This is a genomic window from Hyphococcus sp. D3-15, from assembly GCF_055809375.1.
The window spans coordinates 1299846-1317680 of sequence record NZ_CM147910.1 but is presented as its reverse complement, the minus strand read 5'-3'; the positions used below and the strand labels follow the sequence as shown (position 1 = coordinate 1317680).

The window sequence follows — 17835 nt, the reverse complement described above, 5'->3', positions numbered from 1 at the left end:
ACGCCATGACCAGCGCCGACAATGATCCATCTGGCGACTTCACCGGACTTGGCGAGACGCCGGCGCATTTGAAATTCGATGAGGGCGCGCTTGACGCCTATATGCGCAACCATGTCGAAGGCTATGCCGGACCGGCCTCGGTCAAGAAATTCAAGGGCGGCCAGTCAAACCCCACATACCTTCTCACGACGCCGGGCAAGAAATATGTCCTGCGCCGCAAACCGCCGGGCAAGCTGCTTCCCTCCGCCCATGCGGTGGAGCGCGAATATAAAGTCATGACGGCGCTGGGGACGCAAAATTTCCCGGTGCCGAAGACCTATGCTTTGTGCGAAGACGCAGACATTATCGGCACGCCGTTTTTCATCATGGATTTTGTCGAGGGCCGCATCTTCTGGGATGCAAGCTTGCCCGAAGTCGACAAGCAGGCGCGCACGCCGCTTTACCATGCGCTGATCGATACCCTCGCGGATCTGCACAATGTGGATTACGAAAAAGCAGGCCTCGGCGATTACGGAAAACCCGGCAATTATTTCGAGCGCCAGATCGGGCGCTGGTCGAAGCAATATGAAGCGGCGGAGACCGAAACGATTGAGGCGATGAACAACCTCATCAAATGGCTGCCGACCGCAATCCCCGCCGACGAGGCGACCTCCATCGTGCATGGCGATTTCCGCTTCGACAATGCGATCATGCATCCGAGCGAACCAAAAACGCTGGCGATCCTCGATTGGGAATTGTCGACCCTGGGTCACCCCCTCGCCGACTTCACGTATTTCCTGATGGTCTGGCACATGCCGTCCAGCGTCCGTGGCGGCCTGATGGGCGTCGATCTTGAAGCGGCCGGCATTCCGACCATCGAGGACGCGGTTGCGCGCTATTCCGCCCGCACGGGCCGCGACGGCGTGCCGGACGTCAATTTCTGCCTCGCCTATAACATGTTCCGGCTGAGCTCGATCATTCAGGGCGTCTACGCCCGCTCGCTGCAGGGCAACGCCTCGTCGCCGGCCGCAAAGCAGATGGGCGCACAGGTCAAGCCGCTGGCCATGCTGGCCTGGAGCTTCGCGCAAAAAGCCGGGGCGTAACGCGCCAGATCTGACGCCCCGCGCCCGACGCCCCAGATCTGACGCTGCTGCAAGCTACATGATTTCAGAACACAAAAAAGCCGGCCCGAGGGCCGGCTTTTCGTATTCGCTGTGAAGCGAAAGATCAGTTAGGCGGCTGCTTTGCGACGACGCGAAGCGAAGCCAAGGCCAGCAAGACCAGAGATCAGCAGCGGAAGCGCGGCCGGAACCGGAACTTCGCTGACAGTGAACTTGGCGACCACGAAGCCTGCTTCAGGCGTCAGAGCCGTCAGCACGAAGCGCACGCCAGCTACACCGAGCTGAGCCAGGACATCGGTATTCGTGATGTCGTAAATAAGCGAGAAGATCAGCGTGTCCGTAGCGTCGAACACTTCAAGCAAGAACTCGCCGCAAGTGCCTTCGATTGTCGTCGTATCGACATTCGTGCAGCTTGTGTCGCTACCTGCGTTGAATTCAACGTCGGTCACTTTGACCATGCTGCCAAAAGTGAATTCGATCGACTCGCCAGCATCATTCTGCGTTTGGTCGTCATTGCCGTTATCTTCTGACCAAGCGCCAAGGCCTGAGTCTTTCGGCTGACGGTCTTGGATCAGGCGGACTTTTTCGCCGCCAACATATGCGCTGACAGAAACGTCGATGCCGTCCAATGTGTAATCGAGGCTGTTCCAGTCGCCATTGTCGTCCTGAACGTTGCAGATGTCGCCCGGTGCAACTGTCGTTGCGCAGGTCGGATCAAAATCAACGCCAGAAACGCCGAGCGGCGTCACGTTATTGCCAGCGCCTTTGAAGACAAACGTCGTCGCGCTCGCCGGAGCTGCCATCAATCCCGCAGCGGCAAGGGCCGCTGCCATGTATCGAAGGGTTTTCATGGTTTTAGTCCCCCACTCAAACTGTTAATCCGGAATACGCCGGAAACCGTGCCATTAAAACTTCTTTAACGACGCCCCTAAAATCCCTTTTTCATTGACTTTGTCAATTGCTTTACATGCCTTTACCAAAAGATTTTCGCTGCAACGCAACATTGAAGCGCATACGCGCGAGGAAATTCCCGCTTAGCGGGAAAATTAACTCCTCTCGGGAGCGAAATTAAGTTTTCCCCAAGCTTCTCCGCCATTTCTGCGTGATTTAGGACAGTAAACAGCAGTTCGGATTCGCGCCTTTCGCCGGCCCGGTCGCGGGCCGCGCCGGATTGCGGCGGCTGGCGAGCCTGTTTACACCGGAATTGCTGATTTTCTGGCCTTCCCGCAGCGCGCTGGCGCCTCGCCGCCGCAGCGCATCTTCACCGCAAGGAGCCGCCCAATGCCGCGTTTCGCCGCCAAATTCGCCCCAATCGCCCTGTTTTTGCCAATGCTGGCGGCCTGCAACGGCGGCGAAGACGCAAGGCAGACTGCGTCAAACACCGAAGACGCGTCCGCAGCGATCACGATTTTCGCCGGCGGACCGATCTATACCGGCATTGACGGCTCGCCGACCGCCGAAGCGGTCGCAGTCGCTGACGGCGCCGTCATCGCTGTCGGCGCGCGCCAGTTGGTTGAGGACGCCGCCGGCGACAACGCCACGCTGATCGACTTGCAGGGGGCCGCGCTCTATCCGGGCTTCACCGATGCGCATGCGCATCTGCTCGGCATCGGGATGCGCGAACTCACACTCAATCTCGAAGGCGTCGGCTCGGTCGCGGAACTCGTTTCGATCGTCGCTTCGAATGTCCAGCATACGGGCGAAGGCGAAACCGTTTTCGGGCGCGGCTGGATTGAAACCGGCTGGCCCGAAGGGCGCATGCCGAACCGCGACGATCTTGATCCGGTCAGCCCGGACAATCCTGTCATTCTTTCGCGCGCCGACGGACATGCGCTGGTCGCAAACAGCGCCGCGCTGAACGCCGCCGGCATTGACGACGAAACCGCCGACCCCGCCGGCGGCAAGATCGAGCGCGATGAAAACGGACGCGCAACGGGCATCCTGATCGACAATGCGATGTCGCTCGCGGCGGGCCTTGTGGGCGAACCGGGCGACGACAAAAAACGCGAAGCCTACGCCAAAGCCTCCGACGTTTACGCCGCCTATGGCTGGACCGGCATTCACGCCATGTCCGTGGAGCCTGGAAATGTCGAGATGATCGAAACGCTGTCGACAGACAATGCAATCAAAATCCGCGTGTATAATTCCATCGATCAGTCCGGCCTCGCCGCGCTCGCCGAAAACGGGCCGCGCATCAATGAAAACGGCCATGTCATCACCCGCGCGATCAAGCTTTACATGGATGGGGCGCTCGGTTCGCGCGGCGCAGCGCTGATGGAGCCCTATGCCGACCGGCCCGACACAAGCGGCCTTTTGTTGATGACCAAAGAAGACGCCTTGCCGGTCCTTACCACCGCCATCGAATCCGGCATTCAGGTCAACACCCATGCGATTGGCGATCGCGGCAACAAACTGCTGCTCGACTGGTATGAAGAAGTCTTCGCCGCCCATCCGGACAAGACCGGCCTGCGCTGGCGCGATGAGCACACGCAAATTCTGCGCACGGAAGATATTCCCCGCTACGCGCAGCTTGGCGTCATTCCGTCCATGCAGCCATCCCATGCGATCGGCGATCTGTTTTTCGCCGTCGATCGCCTCGGAACCGGCCGGCTCGACGGCGCCTATCCGTGGCGCGCATTGATTGACGCCGGTTCAATCATCGCCGGCGGATCGGACGCGCCGGTGGAGCGCGGCGATCCGCTGATCGAATTCTACGCCGCCGTCGCGCGCCGCGGCCTCAATGGCTATCAGGACGAAAACTGGCGCCCCGACGAAGCCGTCACCCGCGCTGAAGCGCTGAAGATGTTCACCGCCTGGCCCGCCTATGCGTCGTTTCAGGAAGACGAACTCGGCGTGATCGCGCCGGGCAAGCGCGCAGATTTCACGGTCTTTTCAAAAGACATCATGACCGTGCCGGAAGAGGAAATTCTGACTGCGAAACCGGTAATGACAGTCGTTGACGGCGTCATTGTTTTCCGGAGCGGGGAAAAATAGTGACTCATTAGTGTCACAATACTTGCCGTGTATCATGCTATAGTTCCAGTGATTGAAATTTTCTGTGGGGAGACAGATTATGGCGTCAGGATGGGTGCGCGCCTGGAATGAGGATTTCCAGCATTTCCAGGCGGTGAAACGAACGCAAGGTTACGCCGCCGCCAAGCGCGCGCAGGCGAGTTTCCGGCGAAACTTCACGACCGAGCTGAAAGCCGACGCTGCGGCCAATGCGGCGACGCTGGCGGTGCTGGAATGGTCGGACGCGCTTGGCCTTCCAAACGGGATCGGCGCAGGCCCCTGGACGGCGGCGACCTTCATTGACGACAATGACAACGAACTCACCGGCTTTGTGAAAACCGCCGACGTGGCGGAGATCGCTTATGCGCGGCGCAAATCCGCGGCGGAAGAGTCGGACCATGATGACCGCTTCCGCGCGAAGCTGCATTTCATGAACGGCGATGACGCCTATCTGTTGTGGGGCGATATGGTTCAGATCATCAGCCGCAACAATAACGGGCGCTGCCGGGTGATGGCGCGCGGCCTGTTCGGCGAGATCGACGCCAGCGAGCTGACCGAGGAATCACTGCTGGAAGTGTATTTCGTCGATGTGGGACAAGGCGACGGCGTGCTGGTCAGCTTTCCCGACGGCCGCCACATGCTGATCGACGCCGGCATGGAGCGCCGCTTGCAAATGACCGGCAAGAACGCAGCCGACTTTGTCGACTGGAAGTTTTTCAAGGACTATGGCGACTGGCGGATCTATCTCGACGACATGATCGTCACCCATAGCGACGCGGATCACTATGGAGGCCTGCATGATCTCGTCGACAAGGATGCGGCGGGCCTTGATGAACTTGACTGTCTGGAAGTGGCGATTGAACGCTTCGCCCATCCGGGCCTGTCGCGCTTCCCCTCCTCCGTGCATTCCGACAAGCTCGGCCCCCTGGACAATGGATTTTTCACCCGGCTCATGGGCGACCGCGCCGACGCAGAAGCCCTGATCGACGGCAGCGGCGCCGACGGGCTGAAAATTAGCGGCTGGTGGAAAAGTTTCATCAAGGCGGTTCTGGATAACGACGCCGAGACAAAGTTTGAGCGCCTTGGTCTCGACGCCAGCGCCGCAGCGCAGGGCGATTTGCCGATCTATTGCGACGGCGAGGACTATGAGGTGAAAGTGCTCGGCCCGGTCACTGTCCAAAGAAACGGCGAACCGGCGCTGCCCGATCTTGGCGCGACCTCCATCAACACCAATGGCCACAGCGTCTGTTTGCGGCTGGACTATAAAAACGCCCGTCTGCTGATGACCGGCGATCTGAATTCGGCCAGCATGAAATGGCTGTCGGACAGTTTCGGCGGCGCCATGTCGGAATGGGAATGCGATGTCGCCAAAGCCTGCCATCATGGCAGCCACGACATCTCGTTCAAATTTCTTGAATCGATCAAAGCCGGCGCGACCGTGATTTCTTCCGGCGACAATGAAGGCTTCGCGCATCCGCGCCCGGAGATCGTCGCCGCAAGCGCATTGTCAGGGCACAAACAATTATCCGACGATCAGGATCGGGTCATCACCCCGCTGATCTACATGACCGAAATCGAGCGCAGCGTGCTGCTGTCCACCGTCAACCGGATCGAAGTGGAGAATCTCAATCAGGCGGGCGAGAATGCAACGATCCTCGCCAAGCCGGTGCGCGAATATTCCGGCCGCGAACTGATCGACAAACAGGGATGGGACGCGCTTGACGCCCTTCCCGACAATGCAAATAGCGACGCCAAAGACGCCGTCATCGACGCCGCCACGGATCGCACCGAACAGCATCTGGAAACGGTGGAGGTCGGCGAGGCGCAGGCGAGAACCCGCGCCACGCTTTTCGGACGCCGCCCCACCGGGGTTGTCGGCGTCGAATATCCGCTGACGCCTTTATGGCGCTCGCGGGTGATGGAAAAAAACATCTATGGGCTCGTCAATGTGCGCACGGATGGCGAAACCATCATGTGCGCATCCAAGCGCGACAATGGCGAGCACTGGACCATTCATTCCTTCGTGGCGCGCTTTGACGCATAAACCTCCGCCGGGGCTCAACTCGCAAAGAGCTGAGACGGATCGCCGAAATATTTGAACTCCAGCGCGTTGCCCGCCGGATCGAGCAGGAAGAACGTGCCCTGTTCCCCGGTCTCGCCCTTAAAGCGCACGCCCGGCTCAATGATGAAGTCGGTTCCCGCTTCGGTCAGGTGATCCGCCAGCTTGCGCCATTGCGGCTCGTCCAGAATGACGCCGAAATGTTTGGCGGGCACATCCTTGCCGTCGACCTTGTTGGTGACGGCGCGTCCACACTCTTCCGGCGCGAAATGCGTCACAAGCTGGTGGCCGAAAAAGTCGAAATCGATCCATTTTTCGTCGCGCCGCCCGCGCGGGCAGCCGAACAAGTCGCCATAAAACGCCTCCGCCGCGACAAGATCGTCAACCGGAATCGCAAGATGAAACAGCGGCGCAGTCATGGCTCTGGCTCCTCTGCGCCAATAGGGCGCTTGCATAATCAAGGATGACGGGCGAAATATCGCCCATGCGTCAATCTATGCGAATAGCGATTACTTGCCTACGGGTTCTGCCGGTCACATATGCTGTTTTTTCCGCAGCATTCGCCCCGGCCGCCGCTGCGGACGCCATGCCGACGAAGGAGGACATCTTGCCCGATCAATTCAAGGCGTTGCACGCAAACTTTTCGGTCTCCCCGCAGATCTCGGCCGCCGACATCGCCGCCGCCGCCGCAGCGGGCTACACGCTGATCGTCAATAACCGGCCCGATGGGGAAATGATCGGCCAGCCGAAAAGCGCCGAGCTTGAGGCGGCGGCCCGCGCATCGGGCTTGGCCTATATTCACATTCCCGTTGACGGGCGCGGCATCTCCATGGGCCATATTTCCGCCCTGAAAAAAGCGTTGGATGAAGCGGGCGGGAAGACTCTCGCCTTTTGCCGCTCCGGCACGCGGTCGACGATTTTGGAGTCCTATCGCGGCGCCTTTGAAGGACGCGGCGCCGACGAGCTTATCGCCGAGGCTGCCGCCGCAGGCTATGACATCAGCAGCCACCGCCCGGCGCTCGACGCCCTGAAGGCGGGGCATCAAGAGGACTAACCGCCGGACATGATTATGTTTGCGTTTTTGATTTCACTGGCGCTCCAGACGCCCGATCCCTATACGCCGCCGCCAACGCTTTACGGCGCGCCTTCCTGCACATGCCCCGCGACAGGCGACTCCGATCTCACCGTCACCGGTTTCGTCATCGACGCGGAAGTGATTCTCGGCGCCGACCGTCGCTCGGTTGAAGATCGCATGGCGACGATTTTCGATGTGACCAACTCAAGCGATTCAAGCGTCAGCGGACGAACTAAAATCTGGCACAATGTCAGTGAGGCGTCTTGCGGCGTGACATTCGATTATGGGCGGAAATATTCCGTGCCGGCGCGCTATGACGAAGATGGCGCGCTTGAGACCGATAGCTGCCTGATGGGCTGGTGACGGCGCGTCTCTTCCCGGCTTAGTAGTGAATGATGATGCGCGCGCTTGATGCGGCCGCCGGGATGACGATCGTTTCCGTCAGGGTTACACCGCAGTGCAACACAGCCATGTCGCGGCCATCCGCGTCCGTCGCGCGCCCATCCTGGCCTTCGCCGCAATCGAGAAAACTGCCGCGCTCTTTTTCGACGACGTAGAGATAATTCGGCGGCGCCGCCACATAAGCGCGGTCCGTCACCCCGCCGGAGCCGTCGCCAAGCGTGATGCCGCCAGCGGAAACACCGGGTGTTTGCGCTGCAGCAACGCCCGACAGGGTAAACACGGCCAGCATCGCTGCGAGGGCTGCGAGGGGGGCGGCGTTAAGGATTTGTTTACTTTCGACACACATGCGCAGCTCATCGCAAAAGCCGCGCCGCGCCGCCCTATCCCGCCAGTTTCAGCGCCTCACCTTGATTTTATTTCCTTGTCAGCGCGCAAAAAGCCATGTTGATTGCCACAGGGGCGGCGAACGGTCAGTTCTGGTGCGGAGCGTAGATGTCGATCTTTGGCGAGTTCAAAATTAACGGTAATCAGCTGGTGGCGACCGAAACCGGCGCGCAAATTCCGCTGAACCGCGACTTCGCCCGCGACGCGCTGCGGATTGCAAGTTTCGTATGGTTGGTGAACGCGCTCCGTGCGACGCGGGTCATGCGCGGGCGCGAACCGCGCGCGACAATTTCCTTCTTTCCGAAAAAACCGCGCTCCTATTACGCCATCTGGCCGGTCTGTCAGTTGGCAGATGTCAAGATCGTCGATGATCCGGCGGAAGCGGATTTGCATTTCTATTTTGAAGACCGCGAATTCCTCACCGCGCCGCGCATCACGCCGACCGCCAAACCGGCATTCAATGTTGGCTGTTTCGATATTCGCAAAAGCGTCGTGGCGCGCGTCTTTGAAGAGACTTTTGGCTACAATCTGCAAATCGACCCGATGACCCATAACGGGCTTGCGGTTGAAAAGTCAGAACTCAACGGCAAGCATGACGGCCGCAAAATCGAATGCCCTGTCACCTCAACAAAGCCCGGCCATGTCTATCAACGGATTATTGAGAACACCTTTGACGGCGCGGAGCATGTGGACATCCGCACGCCCATCGTCGGCGGCCGGACAACGCCATATGTCTTTTTAAAGAAGCGCACCCGCGATTTGCGTTTCACCAATGACAATCACCGCGTAGACTTGGCGCCGATTGACGCCATGCTGTCGCGCGACGAGCAGGACAAGATCGCCCGCTTCGCCGCCGCCATGCAGCTCGATTTTGGCGGGCTCGACGTATTGCGTGATCGCGATGACGGGCGGATTTACATCGTCGACGCCAACAAGACCGATATGGGCCCGCCCGCTGCGATGAAATATCAGGACAAGCTCACCGCCATGCGCGCGCTGGCCGAGGCTTTCGCCGCCGCCATCGACGCCAAGCTGGAAGCGTAAAAGCCCCATATCCTTTCAAAACTTGCCCGACCGCCCCTAACCGGGGCAGGCTCCCTCTGATCGAAATCGGGAGAGAGTGATGAAACGCAGATATTTTCTTGGAGGCATGCTTCTCGCCAGCGGCTGCACACAGGGAGCCTCAATTGACGCCGCAAAAGGCTGTCCTACACCAGCTAAAGCCCTGCGATATGAGTATTACCGGGATTCTCAGTTCGAATGGCGGTGGCGACTCCGCTCGACCGCCAATGGAAACATTATTGCGCACTCTGGCGAAGGCTATAAAAATAGAACTGCTTGCGAGGATGGCATGCGATTGGTTCAGGCATCATATATGGCCAATTGGGTCGAGACGGACCAGTAGCGAGCAACATATTAGCAATGGCAGCCATCCCCTTCGTAAAAGACATTCACTTCGCGCATGGCGTCGCGGACAAGGTTGCGCCGGGCGTGCGCCGGGTGATCGCCAATAATCCGGGCCCTTACACGTTCACCGGAAGCGGAACCTATATCATCGGCGAAGGCGATGTCGCGGTGATTGATCCGGGGCCGGATAATGACGCGCATCTGGCGGCGCTGCTCGCCGAACTGAAGGGGGAGCGGGTCAGCCATATCCTCGTCACCCACACCCATAGCGACCATTGCGGTCTGGCGCGCAAATTCGCCGAGGCGACCGGCGCGCCGGTGTTCGGCTTCAGCGCCCATCCGGTGAAGGACAAAACCCTCGATGCTCCGGCGCTCGATGAAGGGGCGGATTATTCTTACGCGCCCGACGAAATCATCACCGATGGCGACGCGCTTGAAGGATCAGACTGGCGCGTTGAGACCGTGCACACTCCCGGCCATCTGTCGAACCATCTGTGCTTCGCCCTGCCCGCGCAGAACGCGCTGTTCACCGGCGATCACATTATGGGCTGGGCGACGACCGTCGTGGCGCCGCCCGATGGCGACATGTCCGCCTATATAGACAGCCTCGACAGGCTGCTCGCGCGCGAAGACGAGATTTATTTTCCGACTCATGGCGCGCCGATTGAAAATCCGAAACGCTTTGTGCGCGCGGTGAAAACCCACCGCCTCATGCGCGATGCGCAGATCCTCGATCAGTTGAAAAAGGGCCGCACGACAATCAGGGAGATCACGGCGGCGATGTATGCGGATGTGGACAAACGCCTGCATGGCGCGGCGGCGCTGAATGTGCTCGCGCATCTGATCCGGCTCACAGAAAAAGGCGCCGTCGCTTCCGACGGCGCCTCTGACATGCGCTCAATCTTTCGCTTAACGGACTAGGAGCCGCTCATCCCCGCGGAAGCGGGGATCCATTCAAAAAAAGCATGCAATAATTTCTGGATTCCCGCTTCCGCGGGAAAGAGCGGGGAGAGATGTTTCCCTCACCCGCTTCATGGCCGGATGGCCGACCGGCTCTCGCCCCAGCTAAGGCCAGAGCCTATTTATTCGCCTTGTCGTATTTCTTGCTGAATTTCTGCCAGTCTTTGACCATGTCGGTTTCAAGCTCGACCGTGCGGTTGAATTCATCCAGCGCCGCCTGGCGCACATCAACCTCGAGATCTTCGTTTTCAGAAATCGCCGTGAGGCAGGTGCGGTATTCGTTCAGCGCCGCCTGATAGGCTTTGATTTTCTCGATGGTCGCTGCGCGATCTTCAACGCTCGCCGCCTTCGGGTCTGGCATGGCGGGCGATTCAGCAAACAGCTTGCAGTCGCCGGTTTGCGCCACAGGCTCCATCATCGCCGGTTCCGGGGCGCCCGCGTCTTCCGCTGCTTCATGGTGCTCGGCAAACGCCGCGCCCGTCATGGCGAAGCCCGCCGCCGCCGCCAGAATAAATTTTCTCATCTCCGGTTTCCTTCCGTCATTCGCCTGTCTGGCGCCTATCCGGCCCCTTCCCTCGGGGCCATTCTGTGACAGAATAACGTAAAGCCGCCTCCCGGCGCAAATTCCCCCTGCATTTTCTCGCTTACAGTCTGGCAATATTGCGCTTTGGCGCTTAGCCGGCGAGCAGCACCCGCCGCGCCTCGGCGATCAGCCGGCGCTGCACATCCGTCGGCGGGCCTTCAATCTCGGCGGCGCGTTCCAGCAGGCCCACAAGCTGGCGCTTTTCGTCATCAGTGCAAACCTCAATAACCGGGCGCAAGATTTTGCGCACATTATTGCCCGCATCATTGATCTCCCCCACCGCCATGCGCCCGAACGCATAAAGGCCGTAAGCGGTTTCCTCATCGGCCTCGAACGTGTTGCGCATGTCATCGACAATCTGCGCCGCCTGCCGGTCGGTGACCGCGCCGTCATAGGCCGCCATCTGATAAAGCAGCACGGCGGCGGCTTCGCGCGGGTCGGAGAGATTTTCAATCAGGCGCTGATCGATGCGGCGGTTCCATTTGCCCCGGCGGATGACGCCTTTCACCTCGCCAATCGCTTCGCGCCCCTCATTCGCGGCGCTCATGAAATGAGTGAACGCCCAGAAGGCCGCCGCCAGCGCGCCGAGAATGGCGATGATGATAGACATATGCGCCTCTCCTGATCCGCGAGAAGGCTACGGGAAATGGGCGGAGGCGGCAATCCGCAATCTGCCTAGTCCAGCGGTTTGATCTTGAAGATGCGCTCGGCGTTTTTATGCGCCACTTTCGCTTTGGTCTCGTCGTCCAGCGGCGCGGATTGAAGGAAATCCACCGCCGGCTTCATCGGCTGATAGGGATAATCAATCGCCCACAGAACATTGTCTGCGCCGATCTTTTTGATCGAATAATCAAGCGCCAGATGGTCCTCAACGCCGCTCGTGGTGATGACGAAATTACGCTGGAAATATTCCGCCATGGAGAGTTCGGTTTTCGGCGCGCGGTCGCCCGCTTGCGCGCGGGTGTTCATGAAATCGATGCGCCAGATCCAGAACGGGATCGCCTCACCCATATGGCCGATGCAGATTTTCAGTTTCGGGAATTTATCGAACAGGCCCGAGGTCATCATCCGCACCGCATGGGTGCCGACTTCGACGCCATAGCCCCACATGGCGCTGTCCATGCCGTAATCCTGCAGCGGGCCTTTCAAACCGTATGAGGCCGCGCGCGGGTGAATATAGATGCAGGCGTCCAGCGCTTCGGCCGCTTCAAGGAACGGCCAGTATTTCGGATCGTCGAGATATTCGTCATTGGTGTGCGAATTCAAAATGAAGCCGTTGAGCTTTAAGTCATTGATCGCGCGCTCCATTTCTTTTGCGGCGCGTTTCGGCGATTGTGGCGCGAAACTGGCGAGACCTGAAAACCGGGTCGGATGGCGTTTGCAGATGTCGGCCAAAACATCATTTGCGAGCGCGGCGAGATCGGTCGCGCTATCGGCGTCAAACATCTGCACGCCCGGCGCAGTAAGCGACAACAAATGCATGTCGACGCCATATTCATCCATCTGTCTGAGGCGCTCGCCCTCCACATCCAGCAAGCCCTGCAGGAAGTTCAGCGCGTCATAGCCCTTGCCGTCATTGGAGTCGTAAATGCCCCGGACCAGCAGCTTGTCGAGGCTCTGGCTCGGCCCGCGCGAGGCGTATTTCAGCGCTTCGGCAACCTCGGGGATTGAAAAGGCTTCCTCGGTGGCGATGGTTCTGAGTTTGGCCATGACGCGTCTCCCTGTTGTTCTGAGTAACAGGGAGATTACACAGCCACGACGCCCCGACCCCGCTGGAAAGGAAGCGGGACGGACGCGCTGGCGCAGCGATCAAGGATAAAGCTGTTCTTTGATCCAGCCGCTCTGCACATTCTTGCGACGATAGCTGAGCCGTTCATGCAGGCGGAACGGCCGGTTGACCCAGAATTCAATCTGCGTCGGCATTAGTCTGTATCCGGACCAATGATCGGGGCGCGGAATATCCCCAAGCCCGAATTTCGCGGTTTTCGCCGCCACTGCTTTTTCCAGCGCGAAACGGCTTTCCATCGGGCGCGACTGGTCAGACGCCCAGGCGCCAATGCGCGCGCCGCGGGCGCGGGTCGCGAAATAGGCGTCGGCCTCTTCCGCCGTCACCGGCTCCACCGGCCCGCGAAAGCGCACCTGGCGGCGGATCGATTTCCAGTGAAAGACGATGGCGGCCTTCGGATTGGCGGCCAGCTCTCGCCCTTTGGCGCTTTCCAGGTTGGTGTAGAAGGTCAGCCCGCATGCGTCGAAATCTTTCAGCAGGACCATGCGCACATCGGGCATGCCGCTTTCATCCACCGTGGCGAGCGCCATGGCGTTGGCGTCGTTCGGCTCTTTCTTGCCGGCCAGCGCCAGCCAGTCAGCGAACAGCGCGAACGGGTCGTCTATAGTAAACACGTCGCCCTGGTCGGCGTCGACCGCATAGGCGTCGTCGCTGGGGCTCGGGGGGATGAGATCGGACATGGCTTGCTCCTCCGCCCTTGTCGCCGGGCGGCATTAGGAATTCGATACGGATATGGCTATAAGCTCAGCCCGCGCGAAGCGATTAGTACGGAATAGGCATGTCTTTCAACAGTTTCGGTAGAGCTTTCCGGTTCACAACCTGGGGCGAGAGCCACGGGCCCGCGCTTGGCGTGGTTATTGACGGCTGCCCGCCGGGCATCCTTTTGCGCCCGGAAGAGATCCAGACCGCCCTCGACAAGCGCAAACCCGGCACTTCGAAATTCGTGACCCAGCGCAAAGAGCCCGATGCGGTCAAAATCCTCTCCGGCGTCTTCGAGGACGAACGGACGGACGGGCCGCGCACCACGGGCACGCCGATCAGCCTGATGATCGAGAATATGGACCAGCGCTCGAAAGACTATGGCGATATTCGCGACAAATATCGCCCCGGCCATGCGGATTTCACCTATGACGCGAAATACGGCTTCCGTGATTATCGCGGCGGCGGGCGTTCTTCCGCGCGCGAAACCGCCGCGCGGGTCGCGGCTGGCGTGGTCGCGGAAAAGGTGCTGGCGGAAATGTTCGGCGGCATCTGGATCCGCGCTTCCATGGTGCAGATGGGCCCTTACAAGATCGACCGCGACAATTTCGACTGGATGGAAGTCGAGAAGAACCCGTTCTGGTGCGCCGACGCCAAGGCCGCCGAGTTATGGGCCGACAAGCTCGATGAAGCGCGCAAGAGCGGATCGTCCTTCGGCGCGGTGATCGAAGTTGTCGCCTCGGGCGTGCCCGCCGGATTGGGCGCGCCGGTCTATGGCAAGCTCGATGCGGATCTGGCGAGCGCGATGATGTCGATCAATGCGGTCAAAGGCGTCGAGATCGGCGCCGGCATGGACGCGGCCGCGCTTACCGGCGAGGAAAACGCCGATGAAATCCGCATGAAAGACGGCGCGCCGCATTTCCTCTCCAACAAGGCGGGCGGCATTCTCGGCGGCATTTCTTCGGGGCAGGATATTGTCGCGCGCTTCGCAGTGAAACCGACCTCGTCAATCCTGACGCCGCGCAAAACCATCACCGCCAAGGGCGAGGAAACCACGATCCAGACCAAGGGCCGTCACGACCCATGCGTCGGCATCAGAGGCGTGCCAGTCGGCGCGGCGATGATGGCGCTGGTCCTCGCCGACCATGCGCTGCTTCACCGCGCGCAGTGCGGGTGAGCAGGACGGAATTGTTATCAAGCCAAGGCTTCGTCCTTCGAGACACAAAAATCCTTCATCCTGAGGAAGCGCTTTAGCGCTGTCTCGAAGGATATGAAGGATTTTCGCTCCGCAGGATGAAGCCTTCTCGGCGGACCACCAAAGTTAGCGGCACTCCCGGTTGAGCCATTCGGTGATTTCATGGGCGAGCCGCAGGCGGTTGCCACGAGAATGAATGATCCGCATCGAGACGCAGTTCCGTCATCTGAATGCCTTCAGCGGCGAGAAACGCCTTCATATGCTGTTCGTGCACGGAGATATCCACTGCTTCATCGCGCTCGGCCGCGATCAGGAACAGCTTTTTCCCGGCCAGTTCCGGCGCGAGCGTTGTGTTGTCAAAACTGTCTCCGGCGGCGGCGAGTTCGGCCAGCGCGGTGTCGCCGTTAAAGCCGCTCAGCATCACCGCGTCGTCGGAATAGCGCTTGAAACCTTCCAGCTCTTCGGGAGACGCGCCCGCAAGGTCGGCGCGGTCGCCCATATTCGCGGCGGCCATGCCGACAATGCAGCCGACATTTTCATCGCGGGCGCCGCCCTGCAGCGCGAAAAATCCGCCCATGGAATGGCCGACCAGAGCGATATGGTCCGTATCGACCCGCAGATTTTCATTGGCCGGATCGCGCAGGAACGCCAGCGCTGAGGCGACGTCTTCAATACCGTTGTTGAAACCGTAACTACCTTCCGAACCCCAGGCGCCGCGATAATGGAAGAACAACGCATTCCATCCCGCCCGGCGGATTGCCTGCGCCAGATCGAGGTTTTTTTCGTTGCCGGGAAAACCATGCAGCATGACCACGGTGGGGTGCGGCCCCGGCCCGTCGGCGAGGTAGATATGCCCGTTCATCCGCGCGCCCTGGGAATCGATGGCGAGTTCGTGCACCGCCGGGGGGAACGCCTCATCGATGCTTGCAGGATCTTGGGTGACGGCGGACACATCCGCCCAGACCGGACCGTCATCATTACAGCCCGCCAGCATCATCGCCCCGGCCCCGATCGCCCCAACCATGGATAAAATGCGCATTCGCCCCTCCTTCGCCCGGCGCCTGCCGCCGCTTATTGTTTGCATTACCACCTAACTGACGCTTGCACAAACCAGTATTCAAAAGTAGCCCGGAAGCGGTATGGTTGTCCCATGAAAAAACGTTTCGCCATACCGCTTATCCTCATCGCTTTGCTTGCAAGCGCTGCATTCCTGCTGCGCACGCCGGATACGGACCTGCACGCCATGACAGCGAAATATGCGAATGAAAGCTCGCATTTCGCCCATGCAGAGAGCGGCCTCAGTGTTCACTACCGCGATCAGGGCAATCCTGACGGGCCGCCCATAGTGCTGCTGCACGGCAATTCCGCAACGCTGCACACTTGGGATCTGCTGGCCGCCCGGCTTGGCGGGAAATATCGCATCATCACACTCACCCTGCCCGGTCACGGCCTCACCGGCCCAAACGCGGGTCATGATTACAGCTTCAAGGGCATGGAGGAAGCTGTTAATCTTGTTACGGAGCAATTGGCGCTCGACAATTTTGTGCTGGGCGGCAATTCCATGGGCGGCTGGATTTCCTGGCGTTATGCGCTCGCGCATCCGGAGAAAATCGACGCGCTTTTATTGCTGGACGCGTCCGGCATGCCCCTGCGCGAGGGCGAGGAAGCACCGCCCCTAAATCTTGCCTTCAGGCTGCTCGGCAATCCCATGGGGCGCTTCATATTGCGTTACGTCACGCCGCGCTCGGCGCTGGAAAAGTCCTTGCGCCAGAGCGTCAGCGTTGAAGATTTCATCGATGACGCGGTGATCGACCGCTATTGGGAGCTCTATCGCATTCCCGGCAACCGGGAGGCGTCGGGCGAACGCTTTCTCGTGGACCGCGAGCCGCAATTCGCTGACCGTATTGGCGAGATCACGGCGCCGGTGCTGATCCTGTGGGGCGCGGAAGATCAACTGATTTATGCAAGCGCCGCAACGACTTTCGCCGAGCGCCTGCCCCAGGCGGAGACCGTCATCTATGACGGCGTCGGACATATTCCCATGGAGGAAGCGCCGGATGAAACCGCCGCCGATATTGATGCGTTTTTATCCCGCGCGCTTACGCCGGCTTTTGAAACGCCATGATCTTGGTCAGGAAAGCAAGCGTCTCTTCGGTTTTCTCAAGACCGGCGCCGCCAAACACCTGACCGAGATCAGTGCGGCAATAACTGTCATAATAAGGTTCATGCAAGCCGCGCGGGAAATTTTCCAGCAGGATGTCAAACCCCGGCTCGTCGCCATATTGAATAGAGTCCGCAAGAATGAATACGCCGCCGGGCTTCAACAGCCGGGCGATTTCCATCGCCACTTCCGCGCGCACTTTCGGCGGCAATTCATGGAACAGATAGACAGCGGAGATCACGTCGAATGACCCATCCGCCAGCCCCGTCGCCTCCGCCGGTTGCTGCACATATTCAACATTCTTCGCCCGGCCCAACGCTGTGCGCGCGCGGCCAAGATAAGCGGGCGACAAATCCAGCGCAGTCAACTGAAGCATCGGCCAGTTGTCATTGACATCGGCGAGGAAACCGCCGCCGCCGCAACCAAGATCAAGCAATCGCGCCGCGCCCGCATCCTTTCCCGCCAGCGCCTTGCGCACAAAGGGCAAAGCCTGCCGGCGCATCGCCGCAGCGGAGCCGGTGAACAAGGTCTCCACCTGCATGTCGTAACGTGCGGCGGAAGCGTCAGAGAGCCAGCCATCAGTCTGGTAGTGGAAATTCTGTAAATAATAGCGCGGATATTTTTCACGCGCAGCCTCGGTCAGCACTTCCGAATGGGCGCGCTCGACTTTGCGCCGGGCCACTTTGCGCGCGTCCCGAAAATAGTCGCGGCTTTCGCGCCAGAGCTTTGTGAGGCTGGGCGCACGCCGAACCTCCGGCGGCATTTTATATTCACCCGCCTCGATATTTTTCCAGTCGCGCTGAAACAATTCGCGGAAGGCGTTTTTCAATCGCGCGCGATCAAGCGGCCCAAACTCCTCCGCATAGGGCGCCTCGCCGGGATCGGTGAGCGGGCCCATAAGCCTGCGCCCATAGGCGTAATGGCCGGTATACCAGAGAACACGCGCAGCCTGCGCAGCGCTATAGGCGGCGCGTTTCGCGCCAGTGGCGATTGTCACATTGAGAGGCGCCAT

The 17835-nt window shown here is 59.9% G+C and carries 19 protein-coding genes; 10 read left to right on the top strand and 9 right to left on the bottom strand.

The window, feature by feature from the left end:
• Positions 1 to 5 precede the first annotated feature (5 nt).
• The gene (locus AC0L8G_RS06505) at positions 6 to 1082 is read left to right on the top strand and encodes a phosphotransferase family protein (protein WP_473387809.1); all 1077 of its coding nucleotides are present in this window, start codon (positions 6 to 8) and stop codon (positions 1080 to 1082) included.
• A gap of 128 nt (positions 1083 to 1210) precedes the next feature.
• Here AC0L8G_RS06505 and AC0L8G_RS06500 read toward each other — a convergent pair whose 3' ends face one another.
• Entirely contained in the window at positions 1211 to 1933 is a 723-nt protein-coding gene (locus AC0L8G_RS06500) for a VPLPA-CTERM sorting domain-containing protein (RefSeq protein ID WP_473387805.1), read from the bottom strand.
• 448 nt (positions 1934 to 2381) lie between these two features.
• On the opposite strand from AC0L8G_RS06500, the gene AC0L8G_RS06495 reads away from it, so the two are divergent.
• Together AC0L8G_RS06495 and AC0L8G_RS06490 are read left to right on the top strand one after the other, a co-directional pair.
• Positions 2382 to 4094 (top strand): amidohydrolase, encoded by a 1713-nt coding sequence (locus tag AC0L8G_RS06495; protein WP_473387802.1) that lies wholly within the window; start codon positions 2382 to 2384, stop codon positions 4092 to 4094.
• A 79-nt stretch (positions 4095 to 4173) separates the two neighbouring features.
• Positions 4174 to 6156 carry a ComEC/Rec2 family competence protein gene (locus AC0L8G_RS06490; protein ID WP_473387801.1) on the top strand — a complete coding sequence of 661 codons (1983 nt, stop codon included), beginning with the start codon at positions 4174 to 4176 and terminating at the stop codon, positions 6154 to 6156.
• 14 nt (positions 6157 to 6170) lie between these two features.
• Here AC0L8G_RS06490 and AC0L8G_RS06485 read toward each other — a convergent pair whose 3' ends face one another.
• Complete coding sequence (locus AC0L8G_RS06485) at positions 6171 to 6590, bottom strand: VOC family protein (protein WP_473387800.1); 420 nt, start codon at positions 6588 to 6590, stop codon at positions 6171 to 6173.
• Positions 6591 to 6778: 188 nt separating this feature from the next.
• Between AC0L8G_RS06485 and AC0L8G_RS06480 the strand changes: the two genes are divergently transcribed.
• Together AC0L8G_RS06480 and AC0L8G_RS06475 are read left to right on the top strand one after the other, a co-directional pair.
• Positions 6779 to 7225 (top strand): TIGR01244 family sulfur transferase, encoded by a 447-nt coding sequence (locus tag AC0L8G_RS06480; RefSeq protein ID WP_473387798.1) that lies wholly within the window; start codon positions 6779 to 6781, stop codon positions 7223 to 7225.
• 9 nt (positions 7226 to 7234) lie between these two features.
• Positions 7235 to 7609, top strand: a complete 375-nt coding sequence (locus AC0L8G_RS06475) for a hypothetical protein (RefSeq protein ID WP_473387797.1) — start codon at positions 7235 to 7237, stop codon at positions 7607 to 7609.
• A 19-nt stretch (positions 7610 to 7628) separates the two neighbouring features.
• Here the strand turns inward: AC0L8G_RS06475 and AC0L8G_RS06470 are convergent, their stop codons facing one another.
• Positions 7629 to 7994 (bottom strand): hypothetical protein, encoded by a 366-nt coding sequence (locus AC0L8G_RS06470; protein WP_473387794.1) that lies wholly within the window; start codon positions 7992 to 7994, stop codon positions 7629 to 7631.
• A 146-nt stretch (positions 7995 to 8140) separates the two neighbouring features.
• Here AC0L8G_RS06470 and AC0L8G_RS06465 point away from each other — a divergent pair, with 146 nt between their 5' ends.
• The 3 genes from AC0L8G_RS06465 to AC0L8G_RS06455 all read left to right on the top strand — a co-directional run bounded on the left by AC0L8G_RS06465 (position 8141) and on the right by AC0L8G_RS06455 (position 10360).
• Positions 8141 to 9076 carry a hypothetical protein gene (locus AC0L8G_RS06465; protein WP_473387793.1) on the top strand — a complete coding sequence of 312 codons (936 nt, stop codon included), beginning with the start codon at positions 8141 to 8143 and terminating at the stop codon, positions 9074 to 9076.
• A gap of 79 nt (positions 9077 to 9155) precedes the next feature.
• The gene (locus AC0L8G_RS06460) at positions 9156 to 9437 is read left to right on the top strand and encodes a YegP family protein (RefSeq protein ID WP_473387791.1); all 282 of its coding nucleotides are present in this window, start codon (positions 9156 to 9158) and stop codon (positions 9435 to 9437) included.
• Positions 9438 to 9454: 17 nt separating this feature from the next.
• On the top strand, positions 9455 to 10360 hold the full coding sequence (locus AC0L8G_RS06455) for an MBL fold metallo-hydrolase (protein ID WP_473387790.1): 906 nt from the start codon (positions 9455 to 9457) through the stop codon (positions 10358 to 10360).
• A 157-nt stretch (positions 10361 to 10517) separates the two neighbouring features.
• Here AC0L8G_RS06455 and AC0L8G_RS06450 read toward each other — a convergent pair whose 3' ends face one another.
• From AC0L8G_RS06450 to pdxH, 4 genes are all read right to left on the bottom strand, one after another.
• The gene (locus AC0L8G_RS06450; RefSeq protein WP_473387788.1) at positions 10518 to 10922 is read right to left on the bottom strand and encodes a hypothetical protein; all 405 of its coding nucleotides are present in this window, start codon (positions 10920 to 10922) and stop codon (positions 10518 to 10520) included.
• A gap of 151 nt (positions 10923 to 11073) precedes the next feature.
• Complete coding sequence (locus AC0L8G_RS06445) at positions 11074 to 11592, bottom strand: hypothetical protein (RefSeq protein WP_473387786.1); 519 nt, start codon at positions 11590 to 11592, stop codon at positions 11074 to 11076.
• Positions 11593 to 11657: 65 nt separating this feature from the next.
• Positions 11658 to 12692, bottom strand: a complete 1035-nt coding sequence (locus tag AC0L8G_RS06440) for an amidohydrolase family protein (RefSeq protein WP_473387784.1) — start codon at positions 12690 to 12692, stop codon at positions 11658 to 11660.
• Between the two features lie 99 nt (positions 12693 to 12791).
• Positions 12792 to 13448 carry a pyridoxamine 5'-phosphate oxidase gene (pdxH, locus tag AC0L8G_RS06435; protein WP_473387782.1) on the bottom strand — a complete coding sequence of 219 codons (657 nt, stop codon included), beginning with the start codon at positions 13446 to 13448 and terminating at the stop codon, positions 12792 to 12794.
• 98 nt (positions 13449 to 13546) lie between these two features.
• On the opposite strand from pdxH, the gene aroC reads away from it, so the two are divergent.
• Positions 13547 to 14644, top strand: a complete 1098-nt coding sequence (gene aroC, locus AC0L8G_RS06430) for a chorismate synthase (protein WP_473387780.1) — start codon at positions 13547 to 13549, stop codon at positions 14642 to 14644.
• Between the two features lie 178 nt (positions 14645 to 14822).
• On the opposite strand, the gene AC0L8G_RS06425 is transcribed toward aroC, so the two are convergent.
• A complete protein-coding gene (locus AC0L8G_RS06425) occupies positions 14823 to 15701 on the bottom strand; it encodes an alpha/beta hydrolase family protein (protein ID WP_473387779.1) in 879 nt (292 codons plus the stop codon).
• Positions 15702 to 15812: 111 nt separating this feature from the next.
• Here AC0L8G_RS06425 and AC0L8G_RS06420 point away from each other — a divergent pair, with 111 nt between their 5' ends.
• Positions 15813 to 16787 carry an alpha/beta fold hydrolase gene (locus AC0L8G_RS06420; RefSeq protein WP_473387776.1) on the top strand — a complete coding sequence of 325 codons (975 nt, stop codon included), beginning with the start codon at positions 15813 to 15815 and terminating at the stop codon, positions 16785 to 16787.
• Here AC0L8G_RS06420 and AC0L8G_RS06415 read toward each other — a convergent pair.
• Entirely contained in the window at positions 16762 to 17835 is a 1074-nt protein-coding gene (locus AC0L8G_RS06415) for a class I SAM-dependent methyltransferase (protein ID WP_473387774.1), read from the bottom strand. The genes AC0L8G_RS06420 and AC0L8G_RS06415 overlap by 26 nt on opposite strands.

Excerpts from the sequence above, each read along its gene's own strand:
- AC0L8G_RS06420 (WP_473387776.1), top strand. The coding sequence starts at position 15,813 with ATGAAAAAACGTTTCGCCATACCGCTTATCCTCATCGCTTTGCTTGCA.
- aroC (WP_473387780.1), top strand. The coding sequence starts at position 13,547 with ATGTCTTTCAACAGTTTCGGTAGAGCTTTCCGGTTCACAACCTGGGGC.
- AC0L8G_RS06440 (WP_473387784.1), bottom strand. The coding sequence starts at position 12,692 with ATGGCCAAACTCAGAACCATCGCCACCGAGGAAGCCTTTTCAATCCCC.
- AC0L8G_RS06485 (WP_473387800.1), bottom strand. The coding sequence starts at position 6,590 with ATGACTGCGCCGCTGTTTCATCTTGCGATTCCGGTTGACGATCTTGTC.
- AC0L8G_RS06505 (WP_473387809.1), top strand. The coding sequence starts at position 6 with ATGACCAGCGCCGACAATGATCCATCTGGCGACTTCACCGGACTTGGC.
- AC0L8G_RS06425 (WP_473387779.1), bottom strand. The coding sequence starts at position 15,701 with ATGCGCATTTTATCCATGGTTGGGGCGATCGGGGCCGGGGCGATGATG.
- AC0L8G_RS06450 (WP_473387788.1), bottom strand. The coding sequence starts at position 10,922 with ATGAGAAAATTTATTCTGGCGGCGGCGGCGGGCTTCGCCATGACGGGC.
- AC0L8G_RS06475 (WP_473387797.1), top strand. The coding sequence starts at position 7,235 with ATGATTATGTTTGCGTTTTTGATTTCACTGGCGCTCCAGACGCCCGAT.
- pdxH (WP_473387782.1), bottom strand. The coding sequence starts at position 13,448 with ATGTCCGATCTCATCCCCCCGAGCCCCAGCGACGACGCCTATGCGGTC.
- AC0L8G_RS06460 (WP_473387791.1), top strand. The coding sequence starts at position 9,156 with ATGAAACGCAGATATTTTCTTGGAGGCATGCTTCTCGCCAGCGGCTGC.
- AC0L8G_RS06455 (WP_473387790.1), top strand. The coding sequence starts at position 9,455 with ATGGCAGCCATCCCCTTCGTAAAAGACATTCACTTCGCGCATGGCGTC.
- AC0L8G_RS06490 (WP_473387801.1), top strand. The coding sequence starts at position 4,174 with ATGGCGTCAGGATGGGTGCGCGCCTGGAATGAGGATTTCCAGCATTTC.
- AC0L8G_RS06500 (WP_473387805.1), bottom strand. The coding sequence starts at position 1,933 with ATGGCAGCGGCCCTTGCCGCTGCGGGATTGATGGCAGCTCCGGCGAGC.
- AC0L8G_RS06415 (WP_473387774.1), bottom strand. The coding sequence starts at position 17,835 with ATGGCGCCTCTCAATGTGACAATCGCCACTGGCGCGAAACGCGCCGCC.
- AC0L8G_RS06445 (WP_473387786.1), bottom strand. The coding sequence starts at position 11,592 with ATGTCTATCATCATCGCCATTCTCGGCGCGCTGGCGGCGGCCTTCTGG.
- AC0L8G_RS06470 (WP_473387794.1), bottom strand. The coding sequence starts at position 7,994 with ATGTGTGTCGAAAGTAAACAAATCCTTAACGCCGCCCCCCTCGCAGCC.
- AC0L8G_RS06495 (WP_473387802.1), top strand. The coding sequence starts at position 2,382 with ATGCCGCGTTTCGCCGCCAAATTCGCCCCAATCGCCCTGTTTTTGCCA.
- AC0L8G_RS06465 (WP_473387793.1), top strand. The coding sequence starts at position 8,141 with ATGTCGATCTTTGGCGAGTTCAAAATTAACGGTAATCAGCTGGTGGCG.